This window comes from Micromonospora maritima (assembly GCF_902825405.1).
Lineage (GTDB): Bacteria > Actinomycetota > Actinomycetes > Mycobacteriales > Micromonosporaceae > Micromonospora > Micromonospora maritima.
The window spans coordinates 1-2,582 of record NZ_CADEAU010000651.1; the positions used below are offsets into that span (position 1 = coordinate 1).

The 2,582-nt window shown below is 74.7% G+C and carries 3 protein-coding genes; all 3 read left to right on the top strand.

Translation table 11 applies throughout. The annotated features are described in order from the left end of the window. Positions 1-721, top strand: a 721-nt coding sequence (locus HUW36_RS30570; RefSeq protein ID WP_174531261.1) for a RecB family exonuclease, incomplete at its 5' end; no start/stop codon positions are given. 229 nt (positions 722-950) lie between these two features. Further along, the gene (gene cspE / locus HUW36_RS30575; protein WP_013288421.1) at positions 951-1,154 is read left to right on the top strand and encodes a transcription antiterminator/RNA stability regulator CspE; all 204 of its coding nucleotides are present in this window, start codon (positions 951-953) and stop codon (positions 1,152-1,154) included. A gap of 213 nt (positions 1,155-1,367) precedes the next feature. Next, the coding region (locus HUW36_RS30580) for a DEAD/DEAH box helicase (RefSeq protein ID WP_246248405.1) at positions 1,368-2,582 on the top strand (1,215 nt) is incomplete at its 3' end.

Consider the following 2,582-nt stretch of genomic DNA (forward strand, 5'->3'; position numbering starts at 1 on the left):
GGTCCCGGCCGACCCGGCGGGCGACGACCCGGAGGTGGCCCGCTGGCGGCGCGAGGCCGACCTGCTGCTCGCCGAGCGGGCGGAGCTGGCCCGCCGGGCCGAGGCGGTCGAGGTCGAACTGCCCGCCCAGCTCTCGGTGACCCAGCTGGTGGCGTTGCGCCGCGACCCCGAGGCGCTGGCCCGTACGCTGCGCCGGCCGATGCCGAGCGAACCCAACCCGTACGCCCGGCGCGGCACCGCCTTCCACGCCTGGCTGGAGCAGCGCTTCGGCGCGGACCGCCTGCTGGACGTCGACGAGCTGCCCGGCGCGGCCGACGACGACGCCGCCCCGGACGAGGCGCTCGCCGAGCTCCAGGAGCGCTTCCTGGCCAGCGAGTGGGCCGACCGGGTGCCGGTGGAGGTGGAGGTGCCGTTCGCCACGGTGATCGCCGGTGTGGTGGTCCGGGGCCGGATGGACGCCGTCTTCGCCCGCCCGGGCGGGCGCTACGACGTGGTCGACTGGAAGACCGGCCGGCAGCCCGTCGGCCGGGAGGCGGACGCGGCGGCGGTGCAGTTGGCGGTCTACCGGCTCGCCTGGGCCGAGCTGGCCGGGGTGCCGGTCGACCGGGTCGGCGCCGCCTTCCACTACGTCCGGGACTCCGCGACGGTCCGTCCGACCGACCTGCTCGACGCCGCGGGCCTGACCGCGTTGGTGGCCGACGTCCCGGAATTCTCCCGGTGATCTCCCCAACGGCCGGGATCCGTGATACGTTGTCCGGGTTGCAGTTTTGGTTTCCAGAGACTCTGTGTGCGCCTGGCGGATTGTGGCCCCAGGCGCTCTTTGTTGTGTCCGGAGTTCTCCGGGCGGGGCGACCAGCAGCGACAGGCACGCCGTGCGACCATCGCGCGGTGGGCTCCTCTCCGGCCCGCAACACGTGCGGGCCGACCGTTCCGTCAAGGAGACGAAACACATGGCAATTGGCACCGTCAAGTGGTTCAACGCTGACAAGGGCTTCGGCTTCATCACCCCGGACGACGGCGGCGCCGACGTCTTCGCCCACTTCTCGGCGATCCAGACCTCCGGCTACCGGAGCCTGGACGAGAACCAGCGGGTCGAGTTCGAGGTGACCCAGGGCCAGAAGGGCCCGCAGGCGGAGAACATCCGTCCGCTCTGATCTTCGGATCAACCGGCACCACCACCGCGCCCCGTCGGGCGCGGTGCACGGGCCGGCCCGCCGCGCCGCCCTCCCGTCCGCGGGACGTGGCGCGCCGAGGCGGGCCGGCCCGTACCCTTTTCGGTTCGTGCTTGTGACCACCGGTGACGCCGGTGACGCGCCGGCTTCCGGCGCCCTTCCTCGACACGTGCCGCCTCGAGGAAGGCTTTCCGCATGTCCGTGAGCACCACTCTGCCCACCTTCGCCGACACCGGCCTGGCCCCGGCGCTCGTCGCCGAGCTGACCCGGCAGGGCATCACCGCGCCGTTCCCGATCCAGTCCGCCACGCTGCCCGACTCGCTGGCCGGCCGGGACGTGCTCGGCCGCGGCCGCACCGGCTCCGGCAAGACGCTGGCGTTCGGGCTCCCGCTGCTGCACCGTACGGCCGGTCACCGGGCCCGTCCCGGCCGCCCGCTCGCCCTGGTGCTGGTGCCCACCCGGGAACTGGCCCAGCAGGTGACCGCCGCGCTCACCCCCTACGCGACCGCGCTCAAGCTGCGGTGCGCCACCGTGGTCGGCGGGCTGTCCCTGACCCGCCAGGCGGACGCGCTGCGCGCCGGCGCCGAGGTGCTGGTGGCCACGCCCGGCCGGCTGCACGACCTGATCGACCGGGGCGACGCCCGGCTGGACCAGGTGGCCATCACCGTGCTGGACGAGGCCGACCAGATGGCCGACATGGGCTTCCTGCCGCAGGTGACGAAGCTGCTGGAGCAGGTCGCGCCGGGCGGGCAGCGGATGCTGTTCTCGGCGACCCTGGACCGGGGCGTGGACCGGCTGGTCCGGCGCTTCCTGACCGACCCGGTGACGCACTCGGTCGACCCGGGCACCGCCACGGTGACCGCGATGACCCACCACGTGCTGCACCTGGAGGCGGAGGACAAGCAGACCGCGCTGGCGCACATCGCCGCCCGCGAGGGCCGCACCATCGTCTTCATCGCCACCAAGCACCGCGCCGACCGGGTGGCCCGGCAGCTGCTCGCCAAGGGCGTACGCGCCGCGGCGCTGCACGGCGGCAAGTCGCAGCCGCAGCGCACCCGGATCCTGGAGCAGTTCCGCACCGGCCAGGTCACCGCGCTGGTGGCCACCGACGTGGCCGCCCGGGGCATCCACGTGGACGGGCTGGACCTGGTGGTCAACGCGGACCCGCCGACCGAGGCGAAGGACTACCTGCACCGGGGCGGCCGGACCGCCCGCGCGGGGGAGTCGGGCACCGTGGTCACCCTGGTCCTGCCGGAGCAGCGCCGGGACGTCGCCCGGCTGATGAGCACCGCGGGGATCAACCCGCAGACCACCCGGGTGCGCGCCGGGGACGCGGAGCTGGGCCGGCTGACCGGGGCGCGGGAGCCCTCCGGGGTGCCGGTGACCATCACGCCGCCCGCCGCCGCGCAC

Coding starts and splice junctions, on each gene's coding strand:
- cspE (WP_013288421.1), top strand. CDS start 951: ATGGCAATTGGCACCGTCAAGTGGTTCAACGCTGACAAGGGCTTCGGC.